The 13,752-nt window shown below is 46.0% G+C and carries 12 protein-coding genes; 4 read left to right on the forward strand and 8 right to left on the reverse strand.

Annotated elements, in window-relative coordinates; all coding sequences use genetic code 11:
* Nucleotides 1-3: 3 nt before the first annotated feature.
* A complete protein-coding gene (locus tag T487_RS0106010; RefSeq protein WP_031575302.1) occupies nucleotides 4-2,706 on the reverse strand; it encodes an FAD-dependent oxidoreductase in 2,703 nt (900 codons plus the stop codon).
* A 75-nt stretch (nucleotides 2,707-2,781) separates the two neighbouring features.
* Nucleotides 2,782-3,444, reverse strand: a complete 663-nt coding sequence (gene hypB, locus T487_RS0106015; protein ID WP_031575304.1) for a hydrogenase nickel incorporation protein HypB — start codon at nucleotides 3,442-3,444, stop codon at nucleotides 2,782-2,784.
* Nucleotides 3,445-3,699: 255 nt separating this feature from the next.
* Between hypB and T487_RS0106020 the strand changes: the two genes are divergently transcribed.
* The 3 genes from T487_RS0106020 (at nucleotide 3,700) to T487_RS0106030 (ending at nucleotide 6,257) form a co-directional block, all read left to right on the forward strand.
* Nucleotides 3,700-4,686 carry a helix-turn-helix domain-containing protein gene (locus T487_RS0106020; RefSeq protein ID WP_031575306.1) on the forward strand — a complete coding sequence of 329 codons (987 nt, stop codon included), beginning with the start codon at nucleotides 3,700-3,702 and terminating at the stop codon, nucleotides 4,684-4,686.
* A 12-nt stretch (nucleotides 4,687-4,698) separates the two neighbouring features.
* Complete coding sequence (locus T487_RS0106025; protein ID WP_031575308.1) at nucleotides 4,699-5,898, forward strand: FAD-dependent oxidoreductase; 1,200 nt, start codon at nucleotides 4,699-4,701, stop codon at nucleotides 5,896-5,898.
* A 176-nt stretch (nucleotides 5,899-6,074) separates the two neighbouring features.
* Complete coding sequence (locus T487_RS0106030) at nucleotides 6,075-6,257, forward strand: hypothetical protein (RefSeq protein WP_031575310.1); 183 nt, start codon at nucleotides 6,075-6,077, stop codon at nucleotides 6,255-6,257.
* A gap of 151 nt (nucleotides 6,258-6,408) precedes the next feature.
* Here the strand turns inward: T487_RS0106030 and T487_RS0106035 are convergent, their stop codons facing one another.
* The 5 genes from T487_RS0106035 to T487_RS0106060 all read right to left on the reverse strand — a co-directional run bounded on the left by T487_RS0106035 (nucleotide 6,409) and on the right by T487_RS0106060 (nucleotide 10,368).
* A complete protein-coding gene (locus T487_RS0106035) occupies nucleotides 6,409-7,926 on the reverse strand; it encodes a 4Fe-4S dicluster domain-containing protein (RefSeq protein ID WP_031575311.1) in 1,518 nt (505 codons plus the stop codon).
* A 20-nt stretch (nucleotides 7,927-7,946) separates the two neighbouring features.
* Nucleotides 7,947-8,222: an NAD(P)H-dependent oxidoreductase subunit E gene (locus tag T487_RS0106040; RefSeq protein WP_031575313.1), complete on the reverse strand. Its 276-nt coding sequence runs from the start codon at nucleotides 8,220-8,222 to the stop codon at nucleotides 7,947-7,949.
* 717 nt (nucleotides 8,223-8,939) lie between these two features.
* Nucleotides 8,940-9,218, reverse strand: a complete 279-nt coding sequence (locus tag T487_RS0106050; protein WP_031575315.1) for a hypothetical protein — start codon at nucleotides 9,216-9,218, stop codon at nucleotides 8,940-8,942.
* Nucleotides 9,219-9,379: 161 nt separating this feature from the next.
* Complete coding sequence (locus T487_RS0106055) at nucleotides 9,380-9,754, reverse strand: YggT family protein (protein ID WP_051651551.1); 375 nt, start codon at nucleotides 9,752-9,754, stop codon at nucleotides 9,380-9,382.
* A gap of 47 nt (nucleotides 9,755-9,801) precedes the next feature.
* Nucleotides 9,802-10,368 (reverse strand): TetR/AcrR family transcriptional regulator, encoded by a 567-nt coding sequence (locus tag T487_RS0106060; protein ID WP_031575319.1) that lies wholly within the window; start codon nucleotides 10,366-10,368, stop codon nucleotides 9,802-9,804.
* A 628-nt stretch (nucleotides 10,369-10,996) separates the two neighbouring features.
* Between T487_RS0106060 and T487_RS0106065 the strand changes: the two genes are divergently transcribed.
* Nucleotides 10,997-11,851, forward strand: a complete 855-nt coding sequence (locus T487_RS0106065; RefSeq protein WP_242848023.1) for a radical SAM/SPASM domain-containing protein — start codon at nucleotides 10,997-10,999, stop codon at nucleotides 11,849-11,851.
* Nucleotides 11,852-11,972: 121 nt separating this feature from the next.
* Here T487_RS0106065 and T487_RS0106070 read toward each other — a convergent pair whose 3' ends face one another.
* A complete protein-coding gene (locus T487_RS0106070; RefSeq protein WP_031575325.1) occupies nucleotides 11,973-13,715 on the reverse strand; it encodes a peptide ABC transporter substrate-binding protein in 1,743 nt (580 codons plus the stop codon).
* Nucleotides 13,716-13,752 lie beyond the last annotated feature (37 nt).

Genomic DNA, 13,752 nt, shown 5'->3' on the forward strand with positions numbered 1-13,752 from the left:
CCATCATCTGGTTTCACTGAACGGATTGATCTTGTTCAGTGTAATCTTTGCTTTTCTTGTAATGGCATTTTTCATCACGGACTTTGGCAGTTTGTCCAGCTCAAAGCCCTTGACATCGTGGACTCTTTCCAGACTGATGGCACCGAATTTGCATCGTAAGGTGCAGGCACCACAGCCCACACAAAGATACTCATCCACTTTGCTGGCGCCGCAGCCAAGACATCTGGAGGCCTCTTTTTTAATCTGCTCTTCTGTGAGAACCCCTCGTAAATCCTTGAAGGTATCTCTGGCCACTCTGCCAGAAACTGCTGCGATTCTCTGACGCTCTGTACCGTCATAGTCCATAATTTCCTTGAGATTGCTCTTATCCAGCATGATGTAGGAGTGGTTGTCCCGTCCAAAGACCAGGGACTGTCCATTTTGAACAAATCTATGGATGGAGATGGCCGCTTCTTTCCCTGCTGCAATGGCATCAATGGCAAGTCTTGGTCCGCTGGCCACATCGCCTCCGGCGAAGATATCCGCCTTGGAGGACTGCAGCGTTGCAGGGTGCACCTTGATGGTCTGACGCTCTGTGAGAAGAACATCCTCTCCTTGGAGAAGATTCCCGTACCCATAGGTCTGACCCACAGATAAAAGCACATGGTCACAAGGAACCAGAATGGTGTCCGTCTCATCATAGACCGGTGCAAATCTTCCGGAAGCATCAAAGATGGAGATGCATTTTTTAAACTCTACTCCTGTGACTTTCACGCCGTCATGAAGAATACGCACAGGTCCCCAGCTGTTGTGGATGGACACGTCTTCTGAAAGAGCCTCCTCCACTTCTTCCTCGTGGGCTGGCATGGCGTCTCTTGGCTCCAGACAGTAAAGAGCTGCGCTCTCTACTCCAGGAAGCCGGATGGAACTTCTGGCCACATCGATGGCCACATTGCCGCCGCCGATGACGACAACCTTCCCGGATACCCCTGGATTTTCTCCGAGGTTGATCTTCTTCAGGAATTCTACGCCGTGCATGACCTCTGGAAGCTCTTCTCCCTGAAGACCCAGGTTTCTGCCTAAGGAAGCCCCAATGGCGATGTAGAAGGCATGGAAGCCTTTTTCTCTCAGCTGGGCTATCGTCACATCCTTGCCCACTTCTACGCCGGTCTCAAACTTCACGCCCAGACCCTTGATGACTTCAATCTCCGCATCCACCACATCTTTTTCCAGACGGTAGGAAGGAATGCCTAAGGTGAGCATACCGCCCAGCCTCTTTTCCTTTTCAAACACCGTCACATCGTAACCGTCCAGAGCCAGATCATAGGCACAGGTGAGTCCCGATGGGCCGGATCCGATGATGGCCACTTTCATGTCGCTGTAGTCATGACGCTTCTTTGGCACATAGCGGGTACCTGCCTCCAGGTCCTTCTCTGCAATGAACTTCTTGATGTCATCCACAGCCACCGCTTCATCATAGGCGCTTCTGGTGCAGTCCTCCTCACAAAGTCTTGGACAGACTCTGCCGCAGACCGCAGGCAGTGGGTTGTGCTTTTTGATGAGCTCTAATGCCTCTGTGTATTTCCCCTGGGCAGCCAGCTTGATGTACCCCTGCACTGGAATATGAGCTGGACACTTGGTGATACATGGAGCAGTTCCGGAATCTAAGGTGTTCTTCCGGTTCACCCGGTAGTCGCTGTTCCACTTGTCCTCTTTCCACTCGGTGTTTCTTGGGGTTACTTTTGTGACCTTCTCATCCAGAGGAGTCTTTGCGCAAAGCTTCTGACCAAGTCTGATGGCATTGGTGGGGCAGACATCCACACACTCTCCGCAGGCAACGCATTTGGACTCATCCACCACGGACTTGTAGTTGGAACGCACGATGTCATTATTAAGATACTCATTGGCCAGTCTCATGGCATAACAGCCACAGCCGCAGCAGTTGCAGATGGCATGGGTATGTCCTGGCGTATCCAGGTTCGGCATAGAGTGCATGAGTCCGTTGTCCTCTGCTTTTCGGATGATCTCAAAGGCTTCTTCTCTTGTGATTTCCCGGCCTCTTCCAGTTTTGATGTAGTACTCCGCCGCATGATCCAGCTGAATGCACATCTCTTCTTTCAGGTGTCCACAGCCTTCATTCATGGCTTCTCTGGAGGTTCTGCAGGAGCAGTCCGATACAGAGAAGATATGGGCTTCTTGGAGGTGCTTGGAGATTTCCTCGTAGCTGGCCTTTTTTGAGTTTCCGTCGATGGCTCGCTCGATGGGAAGAACCCTCATGGGGCCTCCGCCAATGGGCATGATCCCTGCAGCCATGGGCCCTTTCTTGCTTCCGAAGAAGTAGAAAGCTTCCGCCACTTCCGGATATTTTGCCACCAGTTCTTTGTTGTTGTTGATCATCTCCAGATGTCCAGGCACAAAGATGTCATGCCAGTACACATCCACCCCATCCACGGTGTTCCAGAAGGTCACCCCGGTCCAGGCCAGATGCTGCAGAGCTTTTTTCACTTTTTCCAGAGGTTCCCCAGCAGACGCTGCGATCTCTTCTGCACTCTTCTTGTCTCTAAAAGACACATGAAGGGCAATCTTCGCCTCATAGGGAGAAAGGATAGGCGCCAGAGCATAATACTCCGGACCAAAAGGAATGGCCTCCCGGCTGGTTCCCGCTTTGGTTCTGCCGATCTTGTTCGCCAGATCCACGATCTCCTGACGGTACTCTCTACCGTCCACATCCGCCCAGTTCAGGGCAAAGTTAAAGTTTTTTGATTTGTTGAAATTTGTTTTTTCCTGTTTTTTCGCCACGTTCTACTTCCTCCCCATTTGCTTTCTGATCCAATTTGTCCAGGCATCCATTCCTTCTCCGGTCTTTGCCGAGAGAGGGAAGATCTCAATGTCCTTATTCAGGTGATACACTCTTTCCTTCAATGCTTCCATATCAAAATCAAAGTAGGGCATCACATCCATCTTGCTGATGAGAAGCGCATCCACCTTGGCGAAGATCATGGGATACTTGAGAGGCTTGTCGTCTCCCTCCGGTACGCTTAGTATTGCGATGTTCTTCATGGCTCCGGTATCATAGCCCACAGGACAGATGAGGTTTCCGATATTTTCCAGAAACACCAGATCCAGATCCGAAACTTCCAGAGCATCCACCCCAGCTCTTGCCATGGTAGCGTCAATGTGGCACAGTCCGTCTGTGTGCATCTGCACGGCTCTGGCACCTGCTTCCTGGACAGTTTTTGCGTCCACATCCGAGTCCACATCCGCTTCAATGACGCCGATGTTCATTTCTTCTTTCAGCGCCTTCACCGTGCTCACCAGCGTGGTGGTTTTCCCGCTGCCGGGAGAAGACATGACATTCACCATGAAGGCTCCCTTTTCTCTTAAAAACCCTCTGGTTTCCTCTGCCACTTTCTTGTTGTCCTCATAGATATTCTTCTTGATGGAAAAGACTTTCAGCTCACTCATTTCTACACCTCAACCCTTTATTTGACATGATTATAACAATCTCACATTCTCTCAACAACTGCCCATTTTGTCTTAAAATTAACAATAATTTACTTTACCCATGTGTTTACAATAGATGGAGAGTCCTTGTAAATAGGCAATATCCCTTGAAGTGTACACACTAGTCCAAAGTAAAATTTTCTTTCTACATTGTATAAAGCCTTGTATTATGTTAAAGTTTTGGTAAATCAAGTGAAACGGAGAGGAGAGGGAAAGATGGATACCAAAGAGAAGCAGAACATTCTGGCAGAAGGTCAGAAATATGGTATCACCACCACCTGCGAGAAGTACGGCATCTCCCGGACCCTCTATTACCGGTGGCTCCACCGCTTTGAAGCCAAGGGGATGGAAGGTCTTAAGCCCAGGAAAGCTCCGATATCTCCAAAAAACCGCACCCCTAAGGATCTGGAGGTGAAGGTGCTCACCCTCATCCGGACCTATCCTGCTTTGGGTCCAAGAGAAATCAAGTACCTTTTGGAGGAGATTGATGTCCATCTTAGTGAGTCTGCAGTGTACAACATCATGAAGCGCCACAATCTTTCAAGACGAGAGCAGCGCATGGCTTTTTCCAGAAAGAAGCTGCCAAAGTCCACTTCAGAAACGCTTCCTTATGAGGATTCAAAAAGCGGAGAGTGCTGGTTTTTCTTTCTGACTGCCTGCGGCCACTGGCAGGAAGGAAAACCACTCTATATCTACAGCATCATCGACTATCAAAGCAGGATCGCCTGTTCTCGGCTTTATGAGACACTTTCCATGGACTGCTTTGAGGATCTTCTCACAGCAGCGGCGCTGCCTGTGGCCCAGAACCTGGGCTTTCAGACAAAATATCTGGTTTTTCTAGAAGATGCCCAGCTTCAGTGCAAGATCAGGAACCTCTTTGAAGAAAAGGTCCATGAGATCCTTCATGCCAGCGGATTTGATCCTGAGCTCCATTTTCTGAAAAGCGATGTTTTGCCTAAAGAGATCCTGTCCCTTCGGGAAAGCTACACGAAAGTCTGTCTATCGTCCCTGATGCCGAGGCTTTCCAAGTCAGAACCACTGTCTTCCCTGAAGATCGACCTCCAAAGAGAAATCAGAAACTATAATCTGTCCCATCAGATGCTCTATGAAGACCTCTTGCTCTCCCCTCTGGAGTTTCACAGAAAATCCATCGGGGTGGGAACCATTCTTCCATTGTGGGCATATATGGACCGGGACTATTAAGGAGTATAATCTATGCACATCGCTGTCATCGGTGGAGGATTCAGCGGCCTTCTGGCCGCGTATCTTCTTCAAAAAAAAGACATCCACGTTACAGTTTATGAAAAAGAATCTCTTCTGGGAGGCCATGTAAGAACGCTGTACTATCATGGCCTTATGGTGGAAACCGGAACTGCAGCAGCTTTTTCTCCCCATCTGAAAGAGCTGCTTCTTGAGCTGGGCATTTCTTATACGGAAAGGTTCACCTATCGTAATTTCCTTGATGAGCACCACCAGAAAGTGGAGCAGCTGAGCCATGAGGAAGTGGTGAAGCTCGTCGAAGAGCTCCCCCGTTATGAAGCGCTGTACAGGTCTCATTTTTCTCAGAATTCTTCTCCCTTCTATGGAGAGTTCGGATGCCTCAAAATGCCTCTCTCAGACTTTCTCAGGGTGCATGAACTTCCCATGATGAGACAAGTCATCGCGCCCCATCTTTCCGCCTATGGCTTTGGTGCCATTGAAGAGGTTCCAGCCTACTACGCCCTCCACACCTTTGATCCCCAGACCATCAAAGCCATCATCCGGGGAGACAAGCTGCTGTTTGTGGAAAAGGGGATGCAGCACCTCATGGAAAAACTCAGTGAGCATCTCTGTGACATCCGCTATGGGGCTGAAGTGATCCAGGTGGAACCTGTCTCAAACAAAGTACGGATCGACACGGCCTTTGACACAGCACTCTATGATCAGGTGCTGGTGACAACGAAGCTTCCCAAAGATGTCCTGAAAGATGATCTCTACAACGACCTCATGAAAAAGATCGATACAAATCCTTATGTCACCTGCACCTTTGAAGTGGAGAACAAAAACATCGTCACTACCTATTACAAAGCCAATGCAGGAAAGAAAGAGTGTCTTCAGTTTTTCAATGTCTATAAAGACAAGGAGAAAACCATTCTGGTGGCTTACACCTACGGGCATCTTTGCAAGGACTTAGTAGAGAACATCACAGAGGATCTCATAAAGACCGGGATTGAAGTGAAGCATCTCATCATGGCCAAGCAGTGGTATATCTTCCCCCACCTGAAAACCCATAATCTCACGGAGGACTTCTATCAGCAGCTTCTGGATCACCAGAAAAAGAGTCCCATCTGTCTCACTGGAACCCTCCTGACAAAACCTTCCATCTCTCATCTTTATGAAGCCATCAAACTCTTTGTGCAGGAAAGATTTTCTTAGATGAGGAGAAGGCAGTGCCACAATCGTATGCGGCATTGCCTTCTCTTTGTTTTAAGCGGAAACCGTTTCTCCTCCTGAAGTTTCACTTATTGTTCAAAGAATCCTCACAGCCAGGTTTCAGTTCTTCCTTATAATGAAGCCAACTACTTTACTGAAATCTTAAGGAGGAACATTATATGATGACAGATGATCTAGATCAGAAACTGAACCATCCCAAAAACAATGACCTGGAAGATGCCCCGGAGTCCGGCACCGTGGTGCAGAAGGACGATCCTTCCAAGCCTTCACATGCAGACAAGGATGATAAACCGGACTCTATCGGGGAAGCCCCAGAGTCCGGAACTCTTCGGGACAGATAAGAAAAAGGAAGCAGCTCTTCATTTTGAACTGCTTCCTTTTTGTATATGAGCATCAAGAGCCCTACATACTTTTACTTTAAAAACCGCACCCCTTCGGAAGGCTCCTTTTAAAAAGAAGTCTTCCGAAAAGGGTGCTTGTACTTTTTTTATATTAGAGAGGAGGCTCCTGATTCCGCAAGGAAGAATCAATATGGAGATTGTCCAGAGGCGTCTTGTACTCCGCTTTGTTCTTGAAGTCCGCCACTGCCCGCTTAACACGGTTCATAGAAGCGATGGTTCCAGGACCTGCAATGCATCCTCCCGGACACGCCATACCTTCCAGAAGATATCCATTTTTCTTTCCACTCTTTGCCATACGCATGAGTTTTACACAGTCCTGAAGAGTGGACGCACCTTCCACCTGAATGTCTCTTGTTGGGTCCAGCAGCTGAGCTGTGGTCTTCACAGCTTCCGCAACACCACCTGCGATGGCATAGCCTCGACCTAATGTCGATGCATCCTGAATCTCCTTAGAGACCTCGATCTCCGAAAGCTCAACTCCTTTGGCCACAAACATCCCCATAAGTTCTTCAAAGGTAATGACATAATGGACAAAGTCCTTGACTTCTTCTCTCAGGGCTTCTAATTTTTTAGAAATACATGGCCCGATGAAAGTGATGACAGCATCCGGGTTCATTTTCTTAATATGCTTTGCCGTCTCCACCATGGGTGAGGCAGAATCAGATATATAGTCTGCCTGGTCCGGAAAGAGCTTCTTCACCATAAGTGTCCAGGAGTTACAGCAGCTGGTGCCCATATAGGGAATTTCCAGTGGCACACGCTTCAAGTACTCTTTGGCTTCATGAAGTGTTGTGATATCAGCACCCAGGCTGACTTCCAGCACTTCCTTAAATCCCAGCTGCTTGATGCCTTCAAAGATCTGAACCGGTGAGGCCAGAGGGCCAAACTGTCCCAGGAAGGAAGGCGCGATGATCGCGTAAGAGTTTTTTTCTTTCTTCAGTGACTTCACCAGCTGATAAATCTGTGACTTATCAGAAATTGCCCCGAAAGGACAATGCGTAACACACCTTCCGCAGGATACACACTTACTCTGGTTGATTTCCGCTCTACCGAGATAATCACTGCCAATAGCATTGACACCGCATACCGCAGCACAAGGTCTTTCATAAACCACAATGGCGCTGTAGGGGCAAGTCTCCTTGCATCGCCCACATTTGATGCACTTCGCCTGATCAATGACAGCCCGGTCTTTTCCAATGGATACTGCATTGACAGGACAGACATTCACGCATGGATGCGCAAGACACTTCCTGCAGTTGTCTGTAACTACATAGGCTTTCGTCGGACAGGCTTCACAGGCTGAGGTGATGACATTGACCAAAGGCTCAAGAAACAGAGTGTTCTCCACATCCTCATCCACGATACCATCGGTGACCCGATGGAACTCAATGGGTTTTCTCGCATCCAGCCCCATGGTGAGACGCAGGCGCTCATCGACAATGGCTCTTTCACGGAACACACTGTCTCTAAAATGCGCCACTTCACCTGGAATAATCTCAAAGGACGCTTTCTCCAGTTCCTGAAGCTCCACATCCTCATAGGCCATTTCAGCTATTTTAGCAAAGACTTTTCGTCTGATATTGACGAGATCCACATAACTTTCCTTCATTGCAATCTCCCCCGCATGTATTATCCTTCGATTCTCAGTTTATCCATTATTTTTTCCATTACCACCTGACCCGATGCCTGGAGGATGATTTCCCCATCCAGAACCACCACGGGTGCAACAGGCTCTGTGGTTCCTTTACAGATTCCGACACATTTCACCGCTTCCACTTCCATGGACTCATTCTGGTAGCTCTCCGGATGTTCTGAAATGATTTCCTTCAGATCTTCAATCTGATCCAGAATATTCATAGCCCCCAGCAACGTACAGTTGGATCCAACACAGACCTTGACTTTCATAGATTTTCCTCCTCTTTCCTGTCCTTTCAGATTTCACATCTGCTTTTCTTTGATAAACTTTCACTTATGCATCACTATTTTTGTTAAAGATTTAACTTTGCAAGGCGGCATGACTTTCTTTCCAAAGACTTCGCGCCAACTTGAAGCTTTGGAAGATTCTGTGATTTTCATTTTCCATTTTTATCATACCATAGACAAGGCGCTCCTGTAATTGGATTCCATGGAGTTTATGGTATATTCTGCCATTTATTACTCAAAAAAAGAGATAGAAACCGTAAGGTACTCTATCTCTTTTCAGCTGGGGCTATTTTACAACAGCCTCCTATACTTCATCCATCCAATTCGTTTACGATATGTATCGTGCTGCCCTGCGTTGAACTACTCAGATCCATCTTTTGAGCTTTATGCCATTCAATGGTCCCTGAAATCTAAGTAGGGTCTTTATATCTTCCTGAAACTACAGTATTCTTTGAACAATCCAAATGATCAATACAACAACCAGAATAGTACCAAGCAATCCCCATGCTCTATTGGAGTTCATAGTGAATTCTCCTTTCTTTTGAAAATTTTTCATCCGGTGTCCCAGATGAACATATCCTTTTATTTTGAAAGCTTATTTGTGATAAAACAGCTGAGCTGATTCATTGCTCTAATTTTACAAGGCAGGGCTCTTTGATGACACGGAAACTATTTTGATCCATGTAACGATTCTTTGGCCTAAAAATCTTTTTTCTTCATAAGATGATCGGCTGTATTCTCCGCTTTTTTAATAAGTTTATCCGCTTTCTCCTCTGCTTTATCTCTGATCTTTTCAGCCCGTTTCTGATCTTTCACATCCTGAATATTGTCTATTACGCTCTCCTTCACGTCTCTAATCTCTTCTTTAGCTCTACCTTTGATTTCGTCAATTCTATCGTCTGCTTTGTCTTTGATGATTTCTGCAGATTTCTTTGTATCTTTAAATGTACCCTCTATTCTTCTTTTAAAATTATCCATTGTTCATCCTCCATTTTATCTGTGAACAAGAGTTCAGCAGGTGCGATCCGGGATTTCCTAATAAGCTTCCCGCTCAAAGGTAAAGAACACATATCTTATACATCGCCATTTCATCTTACTGCTCCATAAGATTCCGCAACATCGAAGCAGAAGGCTCCATGCTATTTGGGGTCTTCGTATAGGGTTTTTTCATAGCGCTGGCCTTGACGGGGCTTCAGCAGTTTCAGCACACCCCAGGCAACAAACGCCACTGCAACCATGGCAATGGCCGCTGCTGGTTCAAAGACTGCAGTGTTTCCAATACCAAACATAGAAATTTCAGAGAAAATCCCTTCAAATAATCCTACGATATACTGCGTAATCTGATAGACCCCCTGAACAATTGGGTTCTCTTTATTTGCTCCCAAAAGCTTAAATACCAATCGAAACAGCAAAAGCAATTCTACGGTTCCAAAAAGCAGGCTGGCCACGGTTTGCCCCAAATGACTTTCTTTTTTTGTCTGTCTAATCTCGGTTCGTCTTGTTCTATTTTCCATTCTTAATCCTCCATTTTTTTCATACGATGGTATCAGAAAGTGACATGTCAGACTTTGATTCCATTCACGATGAATGTTAGAAGCTCCTCAAAGGCCTTGTAGTATCTGTCTCTTTTTCCTTTTATCTGGAGTAAGTAGGCCGTCTCCCGGCCTACAAAGAAAATCACATAGCCAAACATCTCAGCGTCGATATCCCGAATTTCTCCGATTTCTTTAGAATCCTCCAGCATTTTTTGGAAGATATCCGGAACTCCAAGTGAATCGTCTTTCATTTCACTGTCTTGATTCTTGAGTGATCCTGTACCTTCCTGAGATAGCACTTTGGCCAGATCTGGATGATTCTCCATCTCCTTGAAATGGTACCTCAGTATTCTCTTGATCTTTTCCAGAGGAGAGATCTCCTCTTTCTCCAATCTCTCTATAAACTCACTCATCTTGGTGTGTTGCGACTCAAATATATAGTCCAGAATATCGTCTTTATTCTTAAAATAAATATACACGGTTCCAACAGCAATCTCCGCATCATCTGCAATATCTTGAACCTTAGTTTTGTAGAATCCCTCTTCTGCAATAATCTTGGTGGCAGAAAGACGAATCAGCTCCTTTTTATTCATGGTATCTCCTCCGCAACTCACGTGATAAGTATGCGAAATATTCTGAACAATCAACCTGTACTCTGCCACGGACTGTGACGGTACTCTTATCCCTACTAGATGTCAGACTATAAAATGAATGAACGTTCATTCATTTTGCTGGATTAAAAAAAGGGCTTTTCCACCCATCATATTTCCGAAATCAAGAAAGAAGTTTTGTCATCTTCTCCCCATTTCCTATTCATACTTTAATTGATGGTTCTTCCTACCTACATCATAGCACTAATTCATCTTCTGTGCTTATTTTTCATAAAATTTAATAATAACATAAATTTTAAAACTATGCAATATCTTTTTGAGTATTCACGTACATCTTTTACCTTCTTTTATAAGTACTTTCGTAAGAGTGTAACTATCTTATCCGCTTTTCTTTGTCTATGAGAGGATTCGCCCACTATTTGTCTGACATGAGGACTATGCCAATACTCCGCTGCCTCATACTGCCTACTTGAATCTTCAATCTTGTGTACTTCTATAAAATGAGTTCGCAAAAGCCTCGTGTGGAAACTCAAATTCCGTGCTAAAATCAGTTCAGATGATGAAATGTAATGGAGGGAGAACCATCGTGCCTAAATATAAAAAAATCTATATGGAAATCACCAGTACCTGTAATCTCTCCTGCAGCTTCTGTCCAGAAACAAAACGTCCCAAAAGCTTCCTGTCTGTGGCAGAATTTGAAAGACGACTAGAGGAAGTTAAGCCCTATACGGACCATGTGTATCTACACGTGAAAGGAGAGCCCCTCCTTCATCCAGCACTTGAAAAGCTTCTGGATCTCTGCATGGAGAATAAGATCCAAGTAAATCTCACCACCAATGGCACCCTTTTATCCAAGCATCGTGAAATGCTTTTAAAAAAGCCCGCCCTGAGGCAGGTGAACTTCTCCCTGCACAGTTTGGATGGAAATGAGGAAGAAAGAGACAAAGGAAGCTATATGAGGACCATTCTGGACTTCGCCAAAGAAGCTTCTCAAAAAGGACACCCCATCGTCTCTTTGAGATTCTGGAACATTGATCCATCAGATCTTCTAAGCCTAGATGCGAGGAAAAACAGAGCTCTTCTGGAAATGATAGAAGAAGAGTTTCAACTGGAACACCCCATTCTGGAAAAAGTTCAGCCAGGACGTGGCCTGAAGCTTGCAGAAGGGATCTACATCAATCAGGACCACGAGTTCCAGTGGCCGGCCTTAACCGAAGAGGAAGATGATGGAAAAGGCTTCTGCTATGGCCTGAAAGACCAGGTGGGAATCCTCACAGACGGCATCGTGGTGCCTTGCTGTCTGGATGGAGAAGGCATCATAAACCTTGGAAACATAAAGGACACGCCCTTTAGAGAGATCATCGAAAGCGAGCGAGCCAAGAACCTGACAGAAGGGTTCTCAAGAAGAACCGCTGTGGAAGAGCTCTGCAGAAAATGCGGTTACCGGAAACGCTTTGGAAAATAATCCTTGTTTTCACGCTCTTTTTCCATAAGCCTCCCTTACACACTCAAGCATTCAGAACATCATAGACGGAAAGAAAGAAGGGTCAGCACCAAGTGCTGACCCCCCTTTCATTCAAGGAGATTTATTTACCAAACTGAGCATCATTGTTGCCCGAGTCTGATGTCCACATTTCAAGCATATTGATTGGGTCGTTGAAGTCTGCAATCCAGCCATTTCTAGCTACGTCGAAGTTTCCTGCTTTTCTCTCATTGAGGAATACGCTCCATTCCAGAGTCTTGATGGTCATATCAATACCGATGACGGAGAAGTCCTGCTGAAGAGCTTCTGCGATGGCAACGTGTGCGGAGGACTCATTGGTCACATACTCAAATTTGAGTGGTGTGGATGCATCCAGCATACCATCAGCGGTGAACTTGTATCCAGCTTCTTCCAGAAGAGCGATGGCTTCATCCACAGCCGCATCAGAGTATTCTGGGTCAAAGTATCCAGCTGTTGCTTCGTCTGGATAGGTGTAGTCTGCATCGTTGGTCTTGAACTCGCCGCCATGACCGTCCATCATCTTTGCAGGGATGAACGCATTGGCTGGCTGCTGGCCTGTCTGTCCGATATTTTCTGCAATATATCCTCTGTCGATGAGAAGAGCCATGGCTTTTCTCATGGCATTGGCCTGTGCAGGAGTCTTGCCTTCAAAGAGGCCGCTCTTGACATTAAAGGTCACATAATAGGTTCCAAGCTGATCTACGATGTTAAATTCTGGGCTGTCTAGAAGTCCAGCGATTTCATCTGTAGGTACGGTATCAATGAACTGAAGGTCTCCGGACTGATATGCTGCAAAAATAGCTGCATCATCATCGCTCAGCATGAATTCCAGTCTTTCAATCATTACCTTGTCAGCGTTGTAATAGTTCGGATTCTTCACATAAACCATACTTTCATTATGGTTCCAGGTCTGCAAGGTGTATGCACCGTTGGATACAAATCCAGCTTCCAGTGCCCATGCGCCAGGGTTTGTGGCATAATCAGCTGGTGCTTCCACAACATCCTTCTTTACAGGCAGATAGGTTGGGAAAGCCACAAGATCCAGGAAGTACGCTGTTGGAGCAGATAAAACAACAGTCAGGGTCTTTCCATCTTCAGATGCTGTCACCTGAAGGTTGTTGTCGTCAAAACCTGCGATGGAGTTGAACATGTAGCTGTAGTCTGCAGCTGTAGCTGGATCTGCAGCTCTTTTCCATGCATACTCAAAATCCTTGGCATTGAGCTCGGAACCGTCGCTCCACTTAAGTCCATCTTTCAGAGTGAATACATAGGTAAGGCCATCTTCGGACTCTGTATAGCTTTCAGCTAGAGCAGGTGCAAGATTTCCTTTGTCATCATAGGTGTAAAGTCCTACAAAAGTATTGGCTGCAAGAGTTGCACCATCTACGGTACTGTTCAGGGCAGGATCCAGTTTGTCTGGTTCACTGGCCAGCTGAAGCTTCAGCACATTATTAGGTGCAGCACCGTACATAAAGTACTTGGTTCCGTAAGGATTGGAGTAAATACCTGTCACATCCGGTTTCTGCAGATAAATATCATTGTAATAATAGATAGGCACTAAAGCGAAGGTTTCCATGAGCATATCTTCAGCTTTATGCATCAGAGCTTCACGGGCAACGAAGTCTGTGCTGGATTTGATTTCTTTAATGAGGGCATCATATTCTGCCCAAACCAGAGGATCCACCACATCTTCTGCGGGTTCTTCTTCCCCAGGAGTCTCAACAGGAGTTTCTGGGGTTTCAGGAGTTTCTTCTTTCGCTCCGCAGGCAGCAAGGACAGACAAGGACATGAGCGCAGCAAGTAACAACGCTAGGGGTTTTTTCATAGTAATTTCCTCCTTTTTTTCTTGGTCTACCGTAATA

Source organism: Proteiniclasticum ruminis DSM 24773 (assembly GCF_000701905.1).
In the GTDB taxonomy this organism is placed as follows: domain Bacteria; phylum Bacillota; class Clostridia; order Clostridiales; family Clostridiaceae; genus Proteiniclasticum; species Proteiniclasticum ruminis.

Coding starts and splice junctions, on each gene's coding strand:
- hypB (WP_031575304.1), bottom strand. CDS start 3,444: ATGAGTGAGCTGAAAGTCTTTTCCATCAAGAAGAATATCTATGAGGAC.
- T487_RS0106050 (WP_031575315.1), bottom strand. CDS start 9,218: ATGGATAATTTTAAAAGAAGAATAGAGGGTACATTTAAAGATACAAAG.
- T487_RS0106065 (WP_242848023.1), top strand. CDS start 10,997: ATGGAAATCACCAGTACCTGTAATCTCTCCTGCAGCTTCTGTCCAGAA.
- T487_RS0106030 (WP_031575310.1), top strand. CDS start 6,075: ATGATGACAGATGATCTAGATCAGAAACTGAACCATCCCAAAAACAAT.
- T487_RS0106070 (WP_031575325.1), bottom strand. CDS start 13,715: ATGAAAAAACCCCTAGCGTTGTTACTTGCTGCGCTCATGTCCTTGTCT.
- T487_RS0106035 (WP_031575311.1), bottom strand. CDS start 7,926: ATGAAGGAAAGTTATGTGGATCTCGTCAATATCAGACGAAAAGTCTTT.
- T487_RS0106060 (WP_031575319.1), bottom strand. CDS start 10,368: ATGAATAAAAAGGAGCTGATTCGTCTTTCTGCCACCAAGATTATTGCA.
- T487_RS0106025 (WP_031575308.1), top strand. CDS start 4,699: ATGCACATCGCTGTCATCGGTGGAGGATTCAGCGGCCTTCTGGCCGCG.
- T487_RS0106055 (WP_051651551.1), bottom strand. CDS start 9,754: ATGGAAAATAGAACAAGACGAACCGAGATTAGACAGACAAAAAAAGAA.
- T487_RS0106020 (WP_031575306.1), top strand. CDS start 3,700: ATGGATACCAAAGAGAAGCAGAACATTCTGGCAGAAGGTCAGAAATAT.
- T487_RS0106040 (WP_031575313.1), bottom strand. CDS start 8,222: ATGAAAGTCAAGGTCTGTGTTGGATCCAACTGTACGTTGCTGGGGGCT.